At 59.2% G+C, this 20,134-nt stretch carries 17 protein-coding genes; 5 read left to right on the top strand and 12 right to left on the bottom strand.

Annotated elements, in window-relative coordinates; all coding sequences use genetic code 11:
• Positions 1-2: 2 nt before the first annotated feature.
• The 3 genes from E1180_RS13925 to E1180_RS13915 all read right to left on the bottom strand — a co-directional run bounded on the left by E1180_RS13925 (position 3) and on the right by E1180_RS13915 (position 3,501).
• Positions 3-1,028, bottom strand: coding sequence for a carbohydrate ABC transporter permease (locus tag E1180_RS13925; protein WP_155191822.1), 1,026 nt, complete (start codon positions 1,026-1,028; stop codon positions 3-5).
• Between the two features lie 88 nt (positions 1,029-1,116).
• A complete protein-coding gene (locus E1180_RS13920) occupies positions 1,117-2,367 on the bottom strand; it encodes an ABC transporter substrate-binding protein (protein WP_155191821.1) in 1,251 nt (416 codons plus the stop codon).
• A 78-nt stretch (positions 2,368-2,445) separates the two neighbouring features.
• Entirely contained in the window at positions 2,446-3,501 is a 1,056-nt protein-coding gene (locus tag E1180_RS13915) for an ABC transporter ATP-binding protein (RefSeq protein ID WP_283404377.1), read from the bottom strand.
• Between the two features lie 161 nt (positions 3,502-3,662).
• Here E1180_RS13915 and E1180_RS13910 point away from each other — a divergent pair, with 161 nt between their 5' ends.
• The gene (locus tag E1180_RS13910) at positions 3,663-4,646 is read left to right on the top strand and encodes a nuclear transport factor 2 family protein (RefSeq protein ID WP_155191819.1); all 984 of its coding nucleotides are present in this window, start codon (positions 3,663-3,665) and stop codon (positions 4,644-4,646) included.
• A 120-nt stretch (positions 4,647-4,766) separates the two neighbouring features.
• Here the strand turns inward: E1180_RS13910 and E1180_RS13905 are convergent, their stop codons facing one another.
• From E1180_RS13905 to E1180_RS13870, 8 genes are all read right to left on the bottom strand, one after another.
• The gene (locus tag E1180_RS13905) at positions 4,767-7,886 is read right to left on the bottom strand and encodes an efflux RND transporter permease subunit (RefSeq protein WP_155191818.1); all 3,120 of its coding nucleotides are present in this window, start codon (positions 7,884-7,886) and stop codon (positions 4,767-4,769) included.
• Positions 7,887-7,892: 6 nt separating this feature from the next.
• Positions 7,893-9,032: an efflux RND transporter periplasmic adaptor subunit gene (locus E1180_RS13900; RefSeq protein WP_155191817.1), complete on the bottom strand. Its 1,140-nt coding sequence runs from the start codon at positions 9,030-9,032 to the stop codon at positions 7,893-7,895.
• Positions 9,033-9,272: 240 nt separating this feature from the next.
• Entirely contained in the window at positions 9,273-9,506 is a 234-nt protein-coding gene (locus tag E1180_RS13895) for a hypothetical protein (protein WP_155191816.1), read from the bottom strand.
• Positions 9,503-9,973 (bottom strand): hypothetical protein, encoded by a 471-nt coding sequence (locus E1180_RS13890; RefSeq protein ID WP_196220596.1) that lies wholly within the window; start codon positions 9,971-9,973, stop codon positions 9,503-9,505. Before E1180_RS13890 ends, E1180_RS13895 begins: the two co-directional genes overlap by 4 nt.
• 5 nt (positions 9,974-9,978) lie before the next feature.
• Positions 9,979-11,217, bottom strand: coding sequence for an agmatinase family protein (locus E1180_RS13885; RefSeq protein ID WP_155191815.1), 1,239 nt, complete (start codon positions 11,215-11,217; stop codon positions 9,979-9,981).
• Between the two features lie 12 nt (positions 11,218-11,229).
• Positions 11,230-12,048 carry an ATP-binding cassette domain-containing protein gene (locus E1180_RS13880; protein ID WP_155191814.1) on the bottom strand — a complete coding sequence of 273 codons (819 nt, stop codon included), beginning with the start codon at positions 12,046-12,048 and terminating at the stop codon, positions 11,230-11,232.
• Positions 12,045-12,866 (bottom strand): ABC transporter permease, encoded by an 822-nt coding sequence (locus E1180_RS13875; protein ID WP_155191813.1) that lies wholly within the window; start codon positions 12,864-12,866, stop codon positions 12,045-12,047. The genes E1180_RS13880 and E1180_RS13875 overlap by 4 nt, the downstream gene beginning before the upstream one ends.
• A gap of 80 nt (positions 12,867-12,946) precedes the next feature.
• Positions 12,947-14,008: a putative urea ABC transporter substrate-binding protein gene (locus E1180_RS13870; RefSeq protein ID WP_155191812.1), complete on the bottom strand. Its 1,062-nt coding sequence runs from the start codon at positions 14,006-14,008 to the stop codon at positions 12,947-12,949.
• A 594-nt stretch (positions 14,009-14,602) separates the two neighbouring features.
• Between E1180_RS13870 and E1180_RS13865 the strand changes: the two genes are divergently transcribed.
• Entirely contained in the window at positions 14,603-15,202 is a 600-nt protein-coding gene (locus tag E1180_RS13865; protein WP_155191811.1) for an FMN-dependent NADH-azoreductase, read from the top strand.
• A gap of 798 nt (positions 15,203-16,000) precedes the next feature.
• Positions 16,001-17,149: a DUF2336 domain-containing protein gene (locus tag E1180_RS13860; protein WP_155191810.1), complete on the top strand. Its 1,149-nt coding sequence runs from the start codon at positions 16,001-16,003 to the stop codon at positions 17,147-17,149.
• 181 nt (positions 17,150-17,330) lie between these two features.
• Here the strand turns inward: E1180_RS13860 and E1180_RS13855 are convergent, their stop codons facing one another.
• Positions 17,331-17,957 (bottom strand): LysE family translocator, encoded by a 627-nt coding sequence (locus tag E1180_RS13855; RefSeq protein ID WP_155191809.1) that lies wholly within the window; start codon positions 17,955-17,957, stop codon positions 17,331-17,333.
• 86 nt (positions 17,958-18,043) lie between these two features.
• Here E1180_RS13855 and E1180_RS13850 point away from each other — a divergent pair, with 86 nt between their 5' ends.
• Both E1180_RS13850 and E1180_RS13845 read left to right on the top strand, forming a co-directional pair.
• Entirely contained in the window at positions 18,044-18,814 is a 771-nt protein-coding gene (locus E1180_RS13850) for an extensin-like domain-containing protein (protein WP_155191808.1), read from the top strand.
• 73 nt (positions 18,815-18,887) lie between these two features.
• Positions 18,888-20,108: an alanine racemase gene (locus E1180_RS13845; RefSeq protein WP_155191807.1), complete on the top strand. Its 1,221-nt coding sequence runs from the start codon at positions 18,888-18,890 to the stop codon at positions 20,106-20,108.
• The last annotated feature ends 26 nt before the right edge of the window (positions 20,109-20,134 follow it).

Below are 20,134 nucleotides of genomic sequence, written 5' to 3'. Positions count from 1 at the left end.
TTTCACGCCTTTCCTCTGAAGTCGCGCCATGTGCGCACAAGAACCGGCGACAACAGGATCGCAACACCGATAATGGTCAGCACCGACGTGGTTGCCGCAGCCGACAGCTGATTGGTCTCACCGCCAAGGTCGTTGAAGATGATCCAGGAGAGCGATGTCGCGTGGGCAGACGCGTTGAAGCCAACGATTGGCTCAAAGACCCGGAAATTGTCCATCAGCTGAATGAGCGCAACGAATGTCACCAGCGGCATCAAATGCGGCAGGATGACATAGCGGACCTGCTCCCATCTGGATGCGCCATCGATCTGGGCGCTCTCCAGAGTGTCTTGGGGAACGGTCTGAAGCCCTGCATAGAAGACGACGAACGCAAACGGCGCACTGTGCCAGACACCATAAACCATCAGTGCCATCCACATGAGCGGTGTTGAGGCCTTCAAGGACAGGTCAGGATCACCGGCCAGATATTGGATCAACTCCCCGATAATCCCCCGGCTGTCGATCATCCAGAAGAGGATCAAGGAGCCAATCAGCGGCGTAACGATCATCGGCAGAAGCGAAAAGAAGATCACCAGGCCTTTGATGCGCCGGTTGAGCGAGTTGACCGCTAGCGCAATCACGAACCCCAGGATGATCAGGAGCGGGGTCACGATAAAGGTGTAGGAGAGGGTGAATGCCATGGCCCGGTAGAACGGCAGGTCGCCGAGTTCGCCCAGGAATTCGCCGATGCTTTCGCTGGTCTGCCAGGCTTCCCCGATTTCCGCGACTGCCAGGTGCCCGCGGTCGAAGTAGATTTCAAGACCGGCAAACCGGCCGAGCGGCCGCTCTTCGCGCAGTTGTTCCGTTGCTTCCTGGTCGATGACAATGCTCGTTGTACATCCGAACGGTCCGCAGTTTTCCGTTTCGATTAAAACGGCTTCGTGGGGAACGAATAGCGATTGCATCACCACCGAGACGATAGGCGCAGCAATGAAAATCAGCATTGCAAGCGCGGTCGGCAGGAAGAACCAGAAGAAGGTTCTGTGCTTCATGGCAAAGCCCGATCATACGCGAGAGGGATAGGTGGGTGCGCCCTTGGCCAGGGCGCACCAGTCTTGCCAAAAGTCCGGACGGCAGGGCTTAGAGAAAGCCCTTTTCCTTGGCAGCAGCAGTGTAGGCTGCTTCAACGTCCTTCAAGGCTTGCTCCGCGCTTTCCTTGCCTTGCATGAAGTCGGTCAGCTCGGCTCCGAGCGCTGTGTGCATCAGACCCATATATGGGAAGGTCGGGTAGGGGATCGTCTTCATGTTTGCGGCTGCGAAAACACCTGTTGCGGCCGGGGTCGGCTCATAGCCTTCAAGCAGCCAGACCGCCTGCAGTGCAACCTCAGGATCCTGAACGATGGACGGATCGATTGCGTTTTTCATGGCAATGAAGGTCGCTTCCGCGTCTTCGTCGCTGATGTTCTTGGAAACAGTCCAGCCATCCCACCAAAGGGTGGACGCAGCCGTGTCACCACCGCCCACGGTCATCGGGCCGGCAATCGCAAAGCCGTCGACGACTTCCTGCGGCACGCCGTCCGCGGACGTCAGGGTCGCAGCGCGGGAGCCCCACATGTTCATAAGCGCAACATTGCCGGCACGGAACTCGGCATTCGTTGCATTGGAATCATGGGTGAGGAAATCCGGGTTCATGTACGCGCTCAGCGCCTTCATCATCTCCAGTGCCTTGACGCCGGCTTCGGAGTTGACATTCGGCTCAGCCGTGCCTGGCTTGAAGAACTCGCCGCCAAAGCCAAGGAACATGTTGTTGAATTCCTGGGCCAGGTTCCAGCCAGCCGCGTAGGCCCCGCCCACTGGATTTTGCAGGATGCCTTCATCCCGGATCTTCTGGGCAATCTCCAGCATTTCCTCATAGGTCTTCGGCGGTTCCGCGCCAATCTGGTCCAGAATGTCCTTCCGGTAGACAAGGTGTTGGGCGTTGGCCATGAAGGCAACGGCCATCACCTTGCCGTTGATCGTGATCAGCTGGTTTTGCGACAGACCGTCTCCATGTTCTGCCACCAGATCATCAAGCGGACGGATCAGGTCTTCGTTCAACAGCGCCACAATCGAGGAATTGGCGATGATGGCGGTGGTGTATTCCGCCGGATCACCGCTCATACCCGCGACATTCAGCTTCTGATGATCTGCTGTCAGGTTGGACTTCACTTCCACGGTGTCGGAAGCGCACTCGGCAGCGCCGGCGCCGACGGTCTGGATGGCCGGGAATTCATTGCCGATGATGCTGACGCGCCCGTTTTCAATTCCGCACTCGGCGAAAGCCGCGCTCGACAGCAATGTGCCGGTCATCAGTGTGATTGCGCCCGCAAGCGCTGCCTTCCTCATTAACATTGGGTCGCTCCCATTGTTTCAGCGCCTCATGGCGCCACTCTGGATGGTTGGGCCGGTTTCCGGCCGGGGCGGACTGGCTTATCCGTCTAGACGGGCGCCGGTCTCGTGATGAAACAGATGGCAAATCTCTGCCGGGATATGCAGGCCGACGGTCTCGTCGATCTCAATGCGGTAATCCTTGTTGGCCTTGACGGAGACGAGAGCCCCACCGGCCTTGACCGTAATCATGGTTGCGTCGCCCAAAAGCTCCATGGTGTAGACGGGCGCGCTGATTTCGGTGTCCGTGGAGTCGTGAGCGACCGCTGCATCTTCCGCACGGAAGCCAAGCGTGATGGGGCCGTCCGGACCGGTCAATCCGGCAATGCGGACATGATCGCTGGTAAACACACCGCCGCTGAGCGTGCCTTCCATTAGGTTCATGGCGGGAGAGCCGATGAACGCGGCAACGAACGTGTTTGCTGGCCGGTCGTAGATTTCGGTTGGTGAACCCACCTGTTGAATCACACCGCGTTGCATCACAACCACCCGGTCGGCAAGGGTCATCGCCTCGATCTGGTCATGGGTCACGTAAATGGTGGTGACCTTCAGTTCGTGTTGAAGGTTCTTGATCTGCGCGCGGGTCGATACCCGGAGCTTGGCGTCCAGGTTGGATAGCGGCTCGTCCATGAGAAAGACATTCGGCTCGCGCACGATTGCCCGGGCAAGGGCCACGCGCTGACGCTGGCCACCGGACAACTCGGCCGGTTTCCGGTGCAAGAACTCCCGCAGTTCCACCATGTCCGCGGCGCGCATCACCCGCTCGTCATGCGTGGCCGGATCGACCTTGCGCACTTTCAATGGGAAACGGATGTTCTCATAGACATTCATGTTGGGATAAAGGCCATAGGACTGGAACACCATGGCGATGTCGCGGTCCTTCGGCTCAAGGTCGTTCACAACCTGATCGCCGATGATGATCTCGCCGCCGGTCGCCTCTTCCAGCCCTGCGATCATCCGCATGGTTGTCGTCTTGCCGCAGCCAGACGGGCCGAGAAGCACTAGAAATTCGCGGTCGGCGATGGTCAGGTCGAAGTTGTCGACACCGATAAAGCTGCCCCAGCGTTTTGATACGTTTTTGAGCTGAATTTCAGCCACAACGCCCCTCCCAGATCGTTCGCCGCCGTAATTTTGCATTCCTATGCAAAATAGGTAGACACACGGATAAGACTTTGGCAATGCTTTTTTGCATACGAATGCAAAATTCATCTCCAGGCGCGTTCTGCAATTCTCCCATTTATAGAAACACCGAGAATCCCATGACTGATTTCCGAAACGCCCCCCACACGTTCCTGAACACGCTCTGGCATGTGGACGAAGACCGCCAAGGGGCGCTTTTCAAAGACCATTTACAGGAGGATGTGGTGTTTGACGTTGCCCATCCGGTCAATCGCCTGGAGGGGCGGGACGCCGTCCGGGAGGGGTTTTACGCGCCCATGAGGCAAGCCCTGGCGCATGTGCGGCGGCGGGACGAAATCTTTATCGGAGGCCCGAACCGGCGGGAGCCAGGCGGCCATTGGGTGGCGAGTGTGACGCACTACGCCGGAAACTTCGAAAAGCCGCTTTTCGGGATCCAGCCGTCAAACCACCTTGTTTTCCTGCGCTCGGGCGAATTCTACCGGATTGAGCCGGACGGCCGCATATCAGAAGCGAAAATCATCATCGACCTGCTCGATCTCATGCGGCAGGCGGGGCGCTTCCCGCTGCCGCAGATGCTCGGCACCGAGATGCTCTTTCCAGGGCCTGCGACCCATGACGGGGTTTTGCCGGAGATGCAGGGGGACGGCGAAAAAACGCTGGACCTCTGTGAGGCCATGCTCGCCGACCTTAAGGCATTCGATCCGGAGACTTTCACCTCGAAAGGCCAGACGGGTAAGGATGGATACTGGCATGACGACATGCTCTGGTATGGACCTGGCGGAATCGGCTCCAATTACCGGTGGAGCGGATTTGAAAAAGACCACCGCGCTGCCTTTCTGACCGCTTTCCCGGACCGTGTCGGGGGCAACCACTATTGCCGGATTGGTGATGGAAATTATGCGGCAGTCAGCGGCTGGCCATCCATGACAATGACTCACAAAGGCGATTACCTCGGGGTTCCGGCCACTAACAAGGCCCTGACCCTGCGCGTCATGGATTTCTACCGCTGCGCCGGGGGCAAGATCATGGAGAACTGGGTTCTTCTGGACTATCTCCAACTGTTCAGCCAGATGGGGCGTGACCTGATTTCGGAACAGGCATAATTGAGGGGCTTTGCTTTTACGCTCAGCGTCTTGCATCTTGCCGGATCAAGAGCCCTTCATCATGCAAGCAGCCGCTCTTCCGGGTGAACGTCAGCGGCAAAAGGCTTGTTTGCAAGGCCGCTATTCCGCGGGCGGGGCATCTGCACTGGCTGGGCGGTTGCCCAGCTCCGCATCCAGGCGGCGTTCGATGGCCGAGCGCGGTTTGGTGAAGCGGGCCAGTAGGCTGTACAGCACCGGTGTCAGGAACAGCGTCAGGATCCCCGACAGCAGCAGCCCGCCGACAATCACCGTGCCGATGGCCGTGCGGCTTTCGGCGCCCGCGCCGCTTGCCAGCACCAAGGGCATCGCGCCGAGGATCGTTGAGATCACCGTCATTACAATCGGGCGCAGGCGCAAGACGGCCGCATCGATGGCTGATTGGGTGACGGCCTTGCCCTCGTCCCTAAGCTGATTGGCGAACTCGACGATCAGGATGCCGTTCTTGGCCATTAGCCCGACCAGCAGGATAATGCCGATCTGACTGTAGATGTTGAGCGACAAACCGCTGGCCGCCAGAGCGAACACCGCGCCTGCGACCCCAAGCGGCACGGTCAGCATGATCACCAGCGGATGGACGAAACTCTCGAACTGGGCGGCGAGCACAAGGAAGACGATCAGCAGCGCAAGCGCGAAGGTGAAACCAGCCCCGCTCGATGTTTCGCGGAACTGCTGGGACTGGCCAGCAAGGCTGATGCGGGCTTCGGCGGGCAGCAGCTCGGCCACCGCGTCTTCCATATATGTGATCGCATCCCCGAGCGAATAGCCTTCTGCCACCGCGCCCTCGATGGTGATGGACGGCAGGCGGTCGAAACGGCGCAGTTCGGCGGGAGCCGCTTTCACCTCCAAGGATACCAGAGCACTGAGCGGCACCAGCGTTTCGCCATCATCGGCGCGCAGGAAAATGAACTCGATGTCGCTGGGCGAGGCGCGGTCTTCGGAACTTGCCTGAACGAGCACCGGGTATTCCCGCCCCCGTTCGAGGAAGGTCGTCACTTCGCGGGAGGCGAGGAGCGTCTGCATGGTCGTGGCGATGGTCTCGACCGAAATGCCAAGGTCGTCGGCGCGTTCCCGGTCGAGCTGGATGTCGAGCTGCGGCTGGTTCTCCTCGTAGTCCATCTCAAGGTTGCGAAGGTTCGGGTTTTCCTGCCCGCGCTCTAGCAAGATGGCCGCCCATTCCTTCACGCTGTCGAAATCCGGACCGCTGACGACGATCCGCAACGGCGTCCGGCTGCCGCGCAGACCCAGCCCGGCGGGGGTGATCGGAAAGCCGCGGGCCACGGTGATGTTGCCCATGTTCGGGATCATCGCCCGCACCACATCGCGGTGCGAGCGGTCCCGGTCGTCCCAATCGGCCAGACGCAGCACGATGAAGCCCCGGTGCGGCCGGCCCCAGCTCCCCGTAAACGTGAATACGGTCTTCACGTCCCCAGACTCAATGAGCGGTTCGGAGATCCGCTCCACCTGACGGGCGGCCTGGTCGGTGAAGGTGACCGTGCTGCCCTGCGGGGCGGACAGGGGCACGAACACGACGCCGCGGTCCTCGCTCGGGGTCAGTTCGCGCGGCAGCTGCTGATAGACCATCGCGCCAAGGGCCGCGACCGTTACCGCCAGCGCGATGACGACCAGCGGCATACGCACCGCCAGGGTCACGGCGCTGCGGAACCCTCTCAAGAACCAGTTTTCCGGTACGTCTCCGGTGTTGCCGTCCAGTCCACTGGCTGAGCCGGAGGACGGGGTCAGGACCCGTGAGGCGAGGGCAGGACAGGCGGTGAGCGCAACAAAGGTGGAGATGACCACGGCGCTGGCCATGACAAAGCCGAATTCCACGAACAGGCGGCCCACCTGTCCTTGCAGGAAGGACAGCGGCACGAACACCGCAATCAGCGTCATGGAGGTTGCCAGCACGGCGAAGGTGACCTGGCACGTCCCCAGGAAGCTGGCCATCAAGGGGCTTTCGCCGCGGTCGATGCGCCGCTGGATGTTTTCCAGAACCACGATGGCATCATCGACGACAAGGCCAATGGCCAAAAGCAGCGCCAGCAGGGTCAAGACGTTGAGCGAAAACCCGAGCGCGGCAATGGCGGCGAAGGTGCCAATGAGGGCGATCGGAATGGTGATGGCCGGGATGAGCGTCGCCCTGAAGGAGCGCAGGAAGACCAGAATGACCAGCACGACCAGGCCAAGCGACAGGAAGAGCGCGGTCAGGACCTCGCGGATCGACGCGCCGACGAAGATCGCATCATCCGATCCGACCTCGATCTGCATGTCGGCGGGCAGGTTCGGTTCAAGATCGGCAATCTCGGCCCGCACGGCCTCGGAAATGGCGATGGTGTTCGACTGGCTCTGACGAATGACGGCCATGCCGACGGCGGTGCGGCCATTGCTCCGCACAATCGTGTCGTCTTCCGCGACCCCGGCGACGACGGTCGCCACGTCCTTGATGCGGATCGGGTATCCGGCCACCCGGTCGATCACCACATCGGCAAACGCGTCCACCGTCGGCAGGCGGCTGTCGAGGCGGACGGAGAGCTGGCGCGCATCGGATTTCAGTTCGCCCGCGGGCAGTTCGATGTTCGCGCGCCGCAGCGCCTGTTCAATGTCCAGAACGGTCAGGTTGCGCGCGGCCATGGCGCGCCGGTCCAGCCAGATCCGGACAGCCTTGGGCCGACCGCCATAGGTGTCGATCGACGCAACGCCGGGCACGGTGGCGAGCCGGTCGATGATGTAGCGGTCGACATAGTCGGTGATTTCGGCCGCGCTCAGCCGATCTGACGTTACGGCAAGGCGCATGACCGGATCGGAATCCGCATCGTTCTTGACCACTTGCGGCTCGTCGGTGTCGGTCGGCAGGTCGGCCCGCACCCGTGCCACCGCATCGCGCACGTCGTTCGCCGCCGCATCAATGTCGTTGCCGACCTCGAACTCGACGACCACCCGGCTGCGGCCCCGGCGGCTGCTGGAGCTGATGGTTTTCACCCCGGCAACACCGGCCACCGATCCCTCGATGATCTCCGTGATGTCCGTGTCGATGACCTCCGGGGCCGCGCCGCGGTAGGTCGTCGTGATCGTGACCACCGCGGTGTCGATGTCCGGGAGTTCGCGCACCGGCAGGGAGTTCAAAACCCCGATGCCGAACACAATAATGAGAAGACTGGCAACCGCGGCGAGAACGGGACGGCGGATGGCGAGATCGGACAGCATGGCCGCTCAGCCTTGTCGTGCGGGTTGCGGCTTAGCCGCCGTTTCCGGACTTGCCGAACCGTCCCCAGAGCTGGCGGGCGGCGCGCCGATGATTTCGATGGTGCTGCCGTTGCGCAGCGACTGGATCCCGCGATGGATGATGAGGTCACCGGCGGCAACGCCCTCCAGAATTTCGACTTCGCCGTTCCGGCGAATGCCGGCGGTCACCGTCCGCCGTTCGGCCGTTTCGCCGTTGGCGACATAAAGGAAGATGTTTCCGCCTTCTACCTGCAGGGATTCTTCGGGCACGACGATGGCCCTGCGCACGGCCAGTTCGATTTCAAGGCGCATGAACATTCCGACGGGCAGGGCCCTGTCCGGGTTCGGCAGGCGCGCTCTCACCCTGAAGGAGCGCGATGTCTGGTCGACCCGGCTGTCGATTGCCACAACCTTTCCGCTGAAGTTCCGGCCGGGAAAGGCGGCACTCGTGGCAGTGACCGGCTGATCCTGGCGGATCTGCCCATAGAATGTCTCCGGCAGGCGGAACTCGATCTCGACTTCGGAAAGGTCGTCGAGTGTGGTTATCACGTTCGATGTTTCCACGCGCGCGCCAAGATCTATGGAGCTGATCCCCAGGATCCCGCCGAACGGGGCGCGAATAGTCCGGTCGGCCAGTCGCCGCTGGGCCCGGTCGAGTTCCGCCCCTGCAATGGCCAGTTCCGAACGCAACAGTTCCAGGTTGGCCTGACTGATCGTGTTGGTTTGCCGGAGGGATTCGGCCCGTTCCATGGCGAGGCGGCGCTCATTCACACGGGCCTTGGCTTCCGCAAGCGTTGCCCGCTCGATTTCATTGTCTAGCCGGGCAAGAACGGCGCCTTCCGCAACCTCCTCGCCGGGCACGATATCAATCTCGATGATGCGCCCTTCGGCCAGGGGAACAATGTCGACTGCTCTGAGCGCACGGGTCGAGCCCACGGCCTCGGCGAAGACCGGCAAGGCTTTTTCCTCAGCCGGGACGGCCTCGACCTTGACCGTGCGCGCACCGCGCTGGGCCCGGGGGCTGTCGGCTTCGGTGGCGCCAGCGATATGCGTGTCGTAGTACCAGTACCCGCCGCCGCCAAGGCTCGCGAGCACGCACAGCACCAGAACCTGCTTGAAAAAACCCATCGTTTCACGCCTTTGCATGAGCACATCAGCCTCAAAGCAAAGATGCTACAGGCTACAGCCTAGTAAACCATATATGCCGCTGCCCAGCCGTATCAACCTTGCAGGGCAACGGTGGTTCCCGCGAAGCCAGGCGGTCTATCACGCATGCCAGCGCCCGAAGATCACAACGGCCCGCGAGGGCCGGCGGTTTGCTGGGCGGGATCTGCAGGTGGCCGGTAATGGCAAAGCAGACTTCTCCGCTTAGTGCTTTTTCCGCTTGTCGGAGAGCCTTTGGCGAAGCGAAGTCATACGGCCACATGCGAACAGCGTCCCCAGCAAAAGGATCGCCGCGGCAAGCAGCAGAAGATGGAAGGGTGAGCTGACAAAGTGGGCGATGGCGTGGCCTAGACCGGATACTTCATCGTGGCTTCCGGCATGCGCAAATGCCTTGCCGGAAACGAATATTGCAAGGAGGGTGAGGACAGTTCGGTTCATGGCATGGGGTCTCCGGTTTCAAGTCTGGGTTCCAAAAGGGTCAAGAGATCAATGTCCGAGCGCTCGGTGCGCGAGACAAAGGTGAATGTCATCGTTTCACGCTCCCGCACCAATGCGCCAGGGAACGGCATATAAACAAGCTCTTTGGAGGCGAAGGCCGGAGAAGCCGTTCCGATCTGCCAATTGCTGATGATTTGAGCGTCGACCAGATGCTGCGTAAGTCCATCAGATCCCGTCCTTTGAAATGGAATGCCGGCAATGCGCAGGTAGCTGGTCTTGTCGGTAGCCTGCCGGAACCCGTCCATGAAGCTGGTTGAGAGCGCTTGAAGCTCTTCAGCCCTTTCGGATGCAGAGGCGCCATGCACATGGGAATGCAGGTGGTCAGGCCCTGCATGGTTGTGGTCATGTGGGTGGTGAGGGTCACTGCCGTGACGGTGGTGGTGATGGTGCGAGTGGCTATGGCCCATTTTTGCTACTGCACCTCCGGCCCGGCAGGTATTGAGACTGGTTTGTCTATGATCGTCTTGTGCGCTCCCATCTTGCCGTGTGAAACCAACGTCCCGAGCACATCGACAATGACGCGGGTCGCCAGCAAGGCGGTGATGTCGGAACAATCGTAGGGCGGTGACACCTCCACGACCTCCAGGCCGCAAATGCCTTCCTTGGCAACCAATGACACGAGTTCCAGAGCCTCTCGCGGCAAGAAACCACCTGGTTCCGGCCAGCCGGTGCCCGGAACGAAGCCGCAATCAACGCTGTCAATGTCAAAGGATATGTAGACGGCATCCGCGTCCTTCCAGGCGAGCTCCAGCGCGCGGGCCGCCGTTTCCGCAAGGCCCATTTCCTCCACATCCCGCATGGTGAATATGTTGGTGTTTCTGTTGCGGGCGATTTCCACTCCTTCCCGGGGAACCTGCCAGCCGCCAATGCCGATCTGCACCAGATTGACCGCCGGAACATTGACAAGGTCCGTTGCATGAAACCAGGGCGTGGTGTGCATGCGCTCATCAAGATCCTTTTCCTGGATGTCGATATGCCGGTCGAAATGGACAATGCCGATGCGCTTGGACGTGCATTGCGCGATGCCGCGCACACATGGGAACCCGATGGAATGATCGCCGCCGATCATGATCGGCAGGGCGCCGGATGAGGCCACATGAGAGACCGCGCGCGTGATCTGGTCGAAGGTCTTCTCGATGTTGGCCGGGATTGTGAAAATGTCGCCAACGTCGCACAACGTCATCTGCTCCCGCAGATCGACGCCCATCTCATAGTTATAGGGGGTGTAAAGCGCGGAGATCTTCCGCACCCCTTGCGGCCCAAAGCGGGTGCCTGGCCGATATGTGGTCCCACCATCAAACGGAATGCCGATAATCGCGGCATCATAGGCCCCCACCTGCGTGACATCCTCAATGTAGGGTGCCTTCAAGAACGTGTTGATCCCGGCATAGTGCGGCAGCTCACCGCGTGCAAAGGTCGGTATCGATTTGTCGGTGAGGCTGTCCGAACCGGTGAGGCCCATCCTCAGAGCCCAAGCTTTTTCTTTCTCCCAGGCGGCTGAGGGCAATTGGCCTTCCTTCTCGGCCGCTTTCCAGCCACGCAGCTGCAGTTTATCGAAATCGGGGTGGTGCTGGCGGTGTTTCGGTCTTCGGGAAATTGCACCTGCAGCCCGATGGTGTGTTGTGGGTCCACTTGATCCAAAGATGGTCATGGGCGTTCCTTTTTACCTGATTTGGGTAATGGTAGTTTGAGCCAAGACGGGCGGACGCAGTGCATCCGCAATATCGCCCGGCTGGTTCTGGGATTTGCCGGACTGTCCGTTGAGCGGCAGGTCATATGTGATGGTTGCACCATAGGCTTCCGGCGCCTGCGGATCGTGGCGGATCTTGTCGAACACCAGCAAACGGGTGCCCAACTTGAAGGCCTCATGAATATCGTGGGTGACCATGAAGATGGTCATTCCAAGCTCTTCCCAAAGGCCTAAAAGCAGCTCGTGCATGTCGAGCCGGATGCCGGGATCGAGCGCGCCAAATGGTTCGTCCAAAAGCAGGATGCTGGGTTTCTTGATCAGAGCCTGGGCAATGGCGAGGCGCTGCTGCATGCCGCCCGAGAGCTGGGCCGGATATTTGTCCTTTGCAGCGCACAGCCCGATTTTCATCAAAAGGTCGTCGATACCCTCCAGCGCGGACATTCGCGCGCGTCCGAACAACCGGCCGGAGAGAGGGGCTTTTTCGAATTCGCTGGCCAGAATGAGGTTTTCGGCAACGGTCAGATGCGAAAACACCGAGTATTTTTGGAAAACGATGCCGCGGTCAGGCATGGGTTCGTCCGGAAGCGGGTGTCCGTCCAGCAAAATGGTGCCGCGTGTTGGATGTTCCTGGGACAGCAGAATTCTGAGAAACGTGGATTTGCCGCAGCCCGAAGCACCGACAATCGTGCAAAACGCTCCGGTGTCTACATCAAGTTCGACACGTTCCAGCACTGGCATTCCGTCATAGGATTTCGTCAGGCCGCGGACTGAGAGTTTGGGAGCGCCGGTCATAGGGCATCGCTCCCCAGATGATGCCAGCGGAAGGTGCGGCGCGACAAGGCCAGCAGCAGGCGGTCGAGCAGGAAGGCAAGAAGGGTAATCCAGACGACATACGGTAGGATCACATCCATCGCGAGGTACCGGCGGACGAGAAAAATCCGGTAGCCGAGCCCTGTGGTCGACGCGATCGCTTCGGCGGAGATGAGGAAGATCCAGGCCGGTACCAGCCCGAGCCGCAGGGCTGTCAGCAATTTGGGCAAAACCTGCGGCAGGACCAGTCTGGTGATCATCTGCCAGACGGATGCACCGAGCGTTTCTGCCTTGATGATCATCTCACGGGGAATGTCGAGAACGGCCTGTGCCGTTGAACGCACCATGACAGGCGCAGTGCCGACCACGATCAACGCGATCTTGGAGGCTTCCCCCAGGCCAAAGGTAATGAACAGGATGGGCAGGATCGTAATCGGCGGGATCAGCGAGAAGGTCGCGATATAGGGTGCAAGAGCGCTGCGGACATGCGGAATGAACCCGATCGCAATTCCAAGCGTGAGCGCCAGAAGAGTGGCAATGGCCATGCCACTTCCCAGCCGCCATAAGCTGTCAGCCGTATCGACCCATAGCAACAAGTCGCCGGATCGCCGGTCCGGTACCGCTGCCATCCTCCAGAAGGCATTCCCCATGCTTTCAAGGGACGGGAGCAGCTTGTCTGCGGGATTGTCGAGCCGCCGGTAGTGGCTCGCGATCGCGTAGACCAAAATGGTCGCCAGAAATGGCAGGAGCCCTAGGGCGAGGGCCGTGACCCGGGATGGCTTGCGGTTGATGATGCGCATGGAGACGAGGGTCCGATGCTGGTCAGCGCTTGGGAACGGCCCGGCCACTTTTCAGCCGGGCCTTGATCACAGGGCAGAAGTCAGAGCGATCCCTGGGCTGCCATTTCCATGAAACTCGGGTCGAACCGCAGCTTGACATTGTTGACGTCGCCGTAAGTCGACCCGTCGGGGAATGAAATCCCGACAAACTCCGGGCTCGGCGCTCCTTCGCCAAGAATGCCCTTGTCGAACAGGAACTCGGCAACGAACTTCATGGTTGTCGGCAGTTCGGATGACTTTGTGAATTCGACCGCATCTGCGGGCGTGTAGAACATTTTCGTGGTCGCCAGCTGGGCATTGTAACCGTCGAGATCTGTTCCAGATGCCTCTGCCATTTCGGTCAATGCGTCTGCATCGCCGGATGCCATCAAACCCATCACTTCATACCAGGCACCAACCAACGCTTTGCCGAAATCGGGATTCGCGGCCAGCGTCTCGGTGTTCACCATCATGATATCGATGATCTCGCCCGGAATACCCGAACTGTCGAACACCTTGGTCGCATTCGGCTGCGCCTCGATTTCCGACAGCAGAGGGTTCCAGGTCACGACCGACGTAACGTCCGGTGTTGCATAGGCCGCGATCATGTCGGCATCGGACGTGTTCACAACGGTCAGGTCGCGTTCGCTCAACCCGACCGTGTCGAGCGCCCGGGCCAGGAGGTAATGGGAAACGGACAATTCAACCAAGTTGACGGTCTGGCCTTTGATATCCGCCAGTTCGGTCTTGTCCTTCAGGATGATGCCGTCATTCCCGTTGGAATAGTCGCCGACGATAAGCGCAGTCGTGTCGACCCCGCCACCTGCGGGAATGGACAGGGCGTCCATATTTGTCATGGAGCAGCCGTCATATTCGCCGGCCGTGTACTGGTTGATGGATTCCACATAGTCGTTGATCTGTACGATCTCGACATCGATGCCGTATTTGTCCGCCCATTTCTTCATGATGCCGCTGTCCTGGAGGTAGCCCCAGGGCATCCAGCCGACATAGATCGACCAGCAGACTTTAAAGTCCGTTTTTTCCTCGGCTTTAGTGGCGCTCATGGATAAGGGCAGCGAAAGGGCTGCGGCGAGGAGGGTAGCCTTTGCAATGGATTTCAGCATGTGTGCGCGTCTCCTGTCATCTGCCAGGCGTTGGCCGGGCTCTACTGATCAGATCTCTTGCGCACGTCCGGGAGCAGGTTCGCGCGCGCGAAACCTCGTGCAGTTGTCTCCCGGGTTTTTGTCCCGCCGTGTCCCCGGACTATGGAAACGGGCTTCTTGTTGAAGCACCGCTTTTGTCCGGCTTGCACCTCTCGGTCCTGCATCGTTTTGACCGGATCCCTAGGCGCGCTGCACGCTGTCGGCCTCGCAAACCCGATGCCAAGTTCGATGATTTGAGAATTTTCTGCGCAATATCAGAAGGTTGCGTCTGCCAATTGGGTGCGCCCTGCCTGAAGCTCATGTGTTTAAGTCGTGTGCATGTCTAAAAATTAGGCGCCTTCGGGTTGAAATCTGGGCAAGCCAGCTGGCCGCCAGACAGTCATTTGCCGACCGTAAGTCATGATCTCATCGCCCGGCAGACCATATGCGCCGTTTCTAACGTGAACGTACTGTTCACTGATCCTTATCTAGTTGATGGTGATTGAGTGGACTATCTTCCCATCATGAACAGTTCAGGGCGCCCTAAGCCGCCCGAATGACAGGATGGAGACAGCTATGACAGCCTCGGCCAAGACAATTCTTCAAATCGATGCATCCGCCCGGAAAGCGGGTTCTGTGACCCGCGAGCTCGCGGATGCGCTCGTAACGCGCCTGATCGAACAGACGCCGGATGCCAGCATCCTGAAACGGGATGTGTCGCAGGGGTTGCCGTTTCTGGACGAAGACTGGATCAACGCCAACTTTACGGATGCTGCGGACCGGACGCCGGAGCAGAAGCTGAAACTGGCCCTGTCCGACACGCTCGTATCTGAATTGAAGGCTGCCGACACGATTGTCATCGGATCGCCGATTTACAATTTCTCGGTTCCGGCCGCTCTCAAGGCCTGGGTCGATCTGATTGCAAGGGCCCGTTTGACCTTCCAGTACACGGAAAACGGCCCGGTTGGTTTGTTGGAGGGGAAAACCGCCTACATTGTTGTGGCTTCCGGCGGGACCAAGGCGGGATCCGAGATTGATTATGCCTCTACCTACATGAAGCACGTCCTCGGGTTTATCGGGATTACCGACGTCCGGGTCATCGCTGCCGATCAGTTGATGATGACACCGGAGAACCGGGATACGGCACTGGCGCAAACACGGGATTTGGCCGCTTAAAGCGTAACCCCGTCGGCGGCATTGCGATGGCCATGGCAAGGAAGCGCTTCTGCGGAAACGCCTTTTTTGCGTTAATCGGCCATCTGGCTGTGATCATGCAGGCAACACATTGGTCAATGTAACCCGCATGGGTTGTGCCGGAGCGTTCATTCCCAGGCGGTCTCCGCCCGTTTTCCAATCTGAAGATCAGGCCCGCAGCTGGCCGTTCTGACCATTAAAAGACGAGCTGTTTACCATCCGGGATGTGACACAAAAACGGGATCCGCAATGCTCTGTCGCGGATCCCGTCTGCCTGGTGTGGCTATTCCCGTTTTTATAGTCTTTGGCTTAAAGTCTCGCAGGGACCTTAAGCATTTTCCGTTTTACTCTGTCGTACTCAGACCACGCCGATTACGATTGCGGCCAAAAAGGCAAAGGCCGCAAAGAAGGCAATCATGTTCAGGTTCCGTACTAGGGTCATCTGCGCACTCCCGATCACCTCGATTTATGTTGCGATATTAAGACATGGGAAATATTTAGCGAAGCAAAAAAGTTTTTGCAGTGCAATGTGGGGCTGCAGTTGCAGGCTGTGGTTCTTGGGTATCTGTTAACTAACGTATTGAAACACATGAGGTGGAGAGCGCAGGCCCCCCGATAAAAACAGCAATGACGGAGCATGAAAAATTCTGATTGTGATGCTCCGGAAAACCGGCAAAACATGGCCGGCTCCCCTGTGGATCAACGCCCTCATCTGGTAGCTTAATATTAAGGCTGTCCTGTTAAGGTTAGCTCGAATACGGCCTGCGCGATGGGGTAGGAATGATCAGTTTGGCAAAACTCACGGACCTGGCGAAGGATACCAGCGCCACTGGACGGCAGAGTCTTGTCAGCATGCTGACAGATATGTTCATGCAAGGTGGCAAGGACCGGGATGAGCAGATCAGTCTCTTGTTTGGCGACATCGTTCTTAAGGTCCTGGGGCAGCTCGAAGAGGAAACACGCCTGGTCCTGTCCAAGCGGATTTGCTTTGAGGAAGACGCGCCGCGCGAGCTGATGGTGGAACTGGCCAAGGACGATATTGAAATCGCTCAGCCGGTTTTGGAAAACTCGCCCGCCCTGACATCCGAGGACCTGGTTGAAATTGCATCGACCGCATCCATGGACCATCTCGGCGCGATCGCCGGACGCAAGTCCATCGACGAAAATGTGACGTCGGTGCTCGTGGATAGAGGCAATTCGGCTGTTCTGACAAAGGTCGCCAACAATTCGGGTGCACGCTTTGCAGAAGATTCGTTTTTGAAGCTGGTTGAAAAAGCCCGGACCGACGAGGCTATCCAGACGGCCCTGGCTGTCCGGACCGACCTTCCGGAAAAGGCGGGGCTTGCCTTGCTTCCGTTCCTGACTGACGAACTGAAAGCGAGGATTGGTGATCTTGGAGCAGACTCCACGCTTGTTCAGCTTATGGCTCAACGGGCTGCGACAGAAGTTGCGGCCCGGGCTCAGCGTCTTGAGGAGGCGCGCGAGCAGACCAATGCGATGATCCGCGATGTAGTCTCCAAGAAAACCAGCATTGATGAGGCTGTCACGACCTTTGCCCGGGCTGACAAGACCGCAGAGCTTGGCATGCTCCTGGCCAAAGTCAGCAACCTGCCGCCGGCCGCCGTCTCCCAACTCTTGTTCAGCGCCAGTGACAAGCCGCTGGTCATCCTGTGCAAGGCAAACGGTGTTTCATCTGAAGCTTACAAGGATGTCCTGACGATGCGCGCCCGCCGGTTGCGGATTGGAGGCCTCGAACTCAACAATGCGATAAACCGCTATGCGGCCCTGAGCGTCGAAGGCGCAAAACGCTCTCTTGAGACGTTGAAGCAGTCAGGTGCCTCCTTTGGACTGAAGACCCAAGAAGACGCTGACGAGCCTGAAGTCGAAGCGAAACTAGACCGGCCCTTTGCTGCCCGGCGGTCGTCCTAGATCAGCGGGCGTTCGTCGCGCATCTTTGGGCGTTTCAAACAAAACGCCCGATGCTCAAAAGCCAGTTTCGTTCAATCAGATGCATAGTGTGTCGCCGTTTGCGTTGAAATCATCGCGTTCAGGAAGCGACAGACGAATCCGGTCAAGGGCGATTTTCTGAAGAAATCGGTGCGACAGTGCCTTACGCGGAACTTCTTTGGATCGTGGCGGTCATTGCGGCCGCCGATATCAAAAAACCGCCGCCGACCTTGTTGACCAGCCGCATCAGCGCCGGACTGCGCAACTTGCGCCCGATGGCGGCAGCGGCAAAAGCATAGACCGCAGCATTCAACACACCGAGCACGACAAAGGTGGTGCCCAGGATCGTCAATTGAGGCACCAGGGCGGCCTCAGGCGCGATGAAAAGCGGCAAGAAAGCCATGAAGAAGACGATTCCCTTGGGGTTGAGCGCCGTCACCACATAGGCATGCGAAAAGATCTTTCTGGCGGGGATGTCGGGGACGTCCTGTGTGCCGAGGGCTGTCGGCCGGCTGCGCCACATTTTGATGCCGAGCCAGACGAGATAGGCAGCGCCCGCCCATTTGAGGATTGTGAACGCTGTGGCGGAGGCTGCCAGAATGGCGCCCAGCCCCATCAGTGAAGCGAGCGCTGCGGTCGCATCTCCCAGTCCTACGCCCATCACACTGGCAAAGGCGGATTTCCGGCCCTGTGTCAGTGCATAGCTGACCACCAGCATGACGGTGGGCCCCGGAATGGCCAGGACGATCAGGGTTGCCACGATATAGGCGGAATAGAGTTCAATGGTCATGCTTGGGCCGTCCGGTATGGTGTATGGCTTGTGATGCGTGTCTCTTGGTGCGTCTCATCAGTACCCGCCGCCCATGAGGATCAGTTGTGACGTCGAATGTCTATTCAATTTTTCTAGCGGTGGTCACCTGCCTGCCGGTTCTCGGTGGCCCGGTCTTGGCCGCCCAGCCACTTCCGCAAATGAAGCCCTTGGGGTCCGGAACCGGGCATGGTTTTGTGGAAGGTGTCGACACACCAGCGGCAAAACCGTCCAGTGCTCCGAAGGTGGAGAAGGGCGCGGACCCGGCCCCCGATACTCCAGCCAGAACGCAGACGTCTGCGTGTGTTATTCCGGGGGTTGAGCTGACCGTAAGATCTCCTGTGGACGGTGAGAACGGGTGCGGCTTTAGTGATGCAGTGGAAGTCACCGCGGTGGAAGACGGTGATGCACGGATCGCTTTTTCTGGCCCGGTCACAATCACCTGCGAGTTTGCCAAGGTGTTTGCAGAATGGTTGCGGGACGGCGTAATGCCGGCCTCGGAAAAGCACCTGAATTCGGAGTCGCTTCTCGTGATGACCGGGCCGGGATACCAATGCCGGCGGCGCAACAATCTTCCAGACGGGAAACTCTCCGAACACGCGCTTGGCAAAGCGGTCGATATCTCGGGTTTCGTGGTCCCGGAAGGGCAGGCTGTCTCCGTTGAAAAGGACTGGAACGCAAAAACGGAAAAAGGCCGGTTTCTGACCGATATCCACGCATCAGCCTGTACGCACTTTACCACGGTCCTCGGGCCTGATGCCGATCCGCACCATGTGAGCCACATTCACCTGGATACCGGCTGTCACGGCAAGGCATGCGATTATCTGATCTGTCAATAACTGGCTGAGCGGGTTGCATTTATCTGGAAACACTGATCCCTTGGGCCATCGGTGCCAAACCTTGGAGCCACGAATGGACCGGTACAAGACAGCCGTCGAAGCCGCTTTGGCCTTGCGCCCGGACGAACCCGTCTATTGCTTTCGACCCAAAGTCCTTTCCCGCGACGCCAAGAACTTCCAAGACCTCTTTCCCGGCAAGACGGCCTATGCCGTCAAGACAAACGGTGAGCCTTTTGTGCTCGATACTCTGGCAAAAGCCGGGATCGATTGCTTTGACGTCGCCTCGCCCGCCGAATTTGCCGCTGTAAAGGCTGCCGCACCTCAGGCGGAGATGCTTTACATGCATCCGATCAAGGCGCAGTCCGATATCCGGCTCGCGCTGGAGACCTACGGCATCCGTACGCTGTCGCTTGATCACGAGGACGAGGTTGCCAAGATCCTGCGCATCGTCAGGGCGCTTGATATTGACCCGGCGACCATCACGTTGTTTGTCCGCATCGCCACGAAAGGGCACGCTGCTTACGAGCTTTCCAAGAAATTCGGTGCCGCACCAGGACACGCCGTCGAGCTGCTCCAGCGGATCGACCGGATCGGTTTCAAGTGCGGCCTTTGTTTTCATGTCGGCAGCCAGATCGAGGAGCCGGAAACCTATGAGCGGGCACTGGCGTCAGCGGACTGGATCCGGTCCCGCGCCGGGGTCGATATTGTCGAGCTTGATGTCGGTGGCGGTTTTCCGGCGGTCTACGGGCATGATCCGCGCCGGAAGGTCCGCGAGATGCCATCGCTCGAAGACTTGATGGGGCAGCTAAAAAGCGACATTTCGGAGTGGGAGTTCGATAAGCAGCCGCTGGTGGCGGAGCCCGGACGTGTGATTGTCGCCCATTGTATCTCGCTGATCGTGCGCGTTCTCTTGAAGAAGGGGCGGCGGCTTTACATCATCGATGGTATCTGGGCGTCTTTGTCGGACAGCTGGACCGGCAAGATTACGCTTCCAGCCCGTTTTATACCCGATCCGGCCCGCAAAACTCGCTCCGGCGATGCGGACAAGATCGTGCCGTTCAAGGTCTGCGGAGCAACATGTGACAGTGTTGATATTCTGTCCCGGCCCTTCTGGCTGCCGGAGACCGTCGATACTGGTGATTGGATCGAGATCGGTCACATCGGCGCCTACAGCCTGTCGCTCAGAACACGTTTCAACGGTTTTTATCCGGACAAGGTCATCGAGGTGGATACGCCTTTTGATGCCGGCGAGGCCCCGGAGGGTTTTGCCTCCATTGAGACGATGGCCGATTAATACCGAGCGGTTCGGATTTTACCTGA

The organism is Roseibium denhamense (assembly GCF_009711415.1).
Taxonomy (GTDB): domain Bacteria; phylum Pseudomonadota; class Alphaproteobacteria; order Rhizobiales; family Stappiaceae; genus Roseibium; species Roseibium denhamense.
Note: the sequence above shows the minus strand (reverse complement) of the source record. Positions and strands in the feature narration are given on the sequence as shown.

What these genes read in the sequence shown, in the direction of transcription:
- E1180_RS13870 (WP_155191812.1), bottom strand. Translation starts at nt 14,008, where the DNA reads ATGCTGAAATCCATTGCAAAGGCTACCCTCCTCGCCGCAGCCCTTTCG.
- E1180_RS13910 (WP_155191819.1), top strand. Translation starts at nt 3,663, where the DNA reads ATGACTGATTTCCGAAACGCCCCCCACACGTTCCTGAACACGCTCTGG.
- E1180_RS13860 (WP_155191810.1), top strand. Translation starts at nt 16,001, where the DNA reads ATGATCAGTTTGGCAAAACTCACGGACCTGGCGAAGGATACCAGCGCC.
- E1180_RS13855 (WP_155191809.1), bottom strand. Translation starts at nt 17,957, where the DNA reads ATGACCATTGAACTCTATTCCGCCTATATCGTGGCAACCCTGATCGTC.
- E1180_RS13875 (WP_155191813.1), bottom strand. Translation starts at nt 12,866, where the DNA reads ATGCGCATCATCAACCGCAAGCCATCCCGGGTCACGGCCCTCGCCCTA.
- E1180_RS13865 (WP_155191811.1), top strand. Translation starts at nt 14,603, where the DNA reads ATGACAGCCTCGGCCAAGACAATTCTTCAAATCGATGCATCCGCCCGG.
- E1180_RS13920 (WP_155191821.1), bottom strand. Translation starts at nt 2,367, where the DNA reads ATGTTAATGAGGAAGGCAGCGCTTGCGGGCGCAATCACACTGATGACC.
- E1180_RS13845 (WP_155191807.1), top strand. Translation starts at nt 18,888, where the DNA reads ATGGACCGGTACAAGACAGCCGTCGAAGCCGCTTTGGCCTTGCGCCCG.
- E1180_RS13890 (WP_196220596.1), bottom strand. Translation starts at nt 9,973, where the DNA reads ATGGGCCATAGCCACTCGCACCATCACCACCACCGTCACGGCAGTGAC.
- E1180_RS13895 (WP_155191816.1), bottom strand. Translation starts at nt 9,506, where the DNA reads ATGAACCGAACTGTCCTCACCCTCCTTGCAATATTCGTTTCCGGCAAG.
- E1180_RS13905 (WP_155191818.1), bottom strand. Translation starts at nt 7,886, where the DNA reads ATGCTGTCCGATCTCGCCATCCGCCGTCCCGTTCTCGCCGCGGTTGCC.
- E1180_RS13880 (WP_155191814.1), bottom strand. Translation starts at nt 12,048, where the DNA reads ATGACCGGCGCTCCCAAACTCTCAGTCCGCGGCCTGACGAAATCCTAT.
- E1180_RS13885 (WP_155191815.1), bottom strand. Translation starts at nt 11,217, where the DNA reads ATGACCATCTTTGGATCAAGTGGACCCACAACACACCATCGGGCTGCA.
- E1180_RS13900 (WP_155191817.1), bottom strand. Translation starts at nt 9,032, where the DNA reads ATGGGTTTTTTCAAGCAGGTTCTGGTGCTGTGCGTGCTCGCGAGCCTT.
- E1180_RS13925 (WP_155191822.1), bottom strand. Translation starts at nt 1,028, where the DNA reads ATGAAGCACAGAACCTTCTTCTGGTTCTTCCTGCCGACCGCGCTTGCA.